1 protein-coding gene and 1 pseudogene are annotated in these 893 nt (G+C 74.5%); both read left to right on the forward strand.

Annotation, left to right across the window (positions count from 1 at the left end):
• Positions 1 to 16 precede the first annotated feature (16 nt).
• Positions 17 to 292: pseudogene (locus BZL64_RS41650) on the forward strand (acyl-CoA dehydrogenase family protein); the annotation flags it as partial.
• Complete coding sequence (locus BZL64_RS35940; RefSeq protein ID WP_086773237.1) at positions 289 to 858, forward strand: nitroreductase family deazaflavin-dependent oxidoreductase; 570 nt, start codon at positions 289 to 291, stop codon at positions 856 to 858. The pseudogene BZL64_RS41650 and the gene BZL64_RS35940, both read left to right, overlap by 4 nt.
• Positions 859 to 893: the final 35 nt, after the last annotated feature.

Genomic DNA, 893 nt, shown 5'->3' on the forward strand with positions numbered 1-893 from the left:
CCAGGCGGCGTAGTAGGCGGCGGAGCGGGCCGCCTACTACGCCGCCTGGGCGACCGGCCGGGACGAACGCGTCGGCGGGCTCGCCCTCGCCCAGGCGCTGGAAGCCCTGCGCACGGCCGCCGCAGAAGCGATCCAGCTCCACGGCGGCATCGGTTTCACCTGGGAACACGAGGCCCACCTGTACTTCAAGCGCGCCGCAGGCGACGAGCTGCTGTTCGGGCCCGCCCACCGGCTGCGCGCCCACGCGGCCGACCGGGCCGCTCTCTTCACCCTCAAGGAGGTGACGGTGTGACCCGCTTCCGGAGCAGTCGGCCGAAACCGTCGTCCCACCCCGGCGTCCGCCTCGTCCAGAAGGTCTCCTCCACCCCGGCTTTCGCCAAGATCGCCCCGCACCTCATCCCCGCCCTCGACCGGGCCGTCCACCGCCTCACCCGAGGGAAGGTCCTGGTCAGCGCCCAGTTGCTGCCGGGGCTCGTGCTCACCGCGACCGGCGCGCGCAGCGGGCAGCCCCGGCGTACGCCGCTCGCCTGCATGCCCGAGGAGGACGGCGGCTGGATCCTGATCGGGTCGAACTTCGGGCGCTCGGGCCATCCGGCGTGGACCGCCAATCTGCTCGCCCGTCCGGACGCCGAGGTCAGCTGGAAGGGCGCGGACATCCCGGTGACGGCCCGGCTGCTCACGGGGGAGGAGCGGGCGGCCGTCTGGAAGGCGGCGCTGGCGTTCTGGCCGCCGTATGCGACGTATCAGGCGCGGGTGGAGCGGGAGATCCGCCTCTTCCGGCTCAGCCGCCGAGAGCCAGCCGCTGGACCAGCAGAAACGCCCCGATCCCCAGCATCGCCGCCCCCGACGTCCGGGTGACCGCGCGGGCCGCCGCCGGGCGCGCGCCCAGCAGT

Origin of the sequence: Streptomyces bobili (assembly GCF_002154575.1) — a bacterium.
Taxonomy (GTDB): domain Bacteria; phylum Actinomycetota; class Actinomycetes; order Streptomycetales; family Streptomycetaceae; genus Streptomyces; species Streptomyces bobili.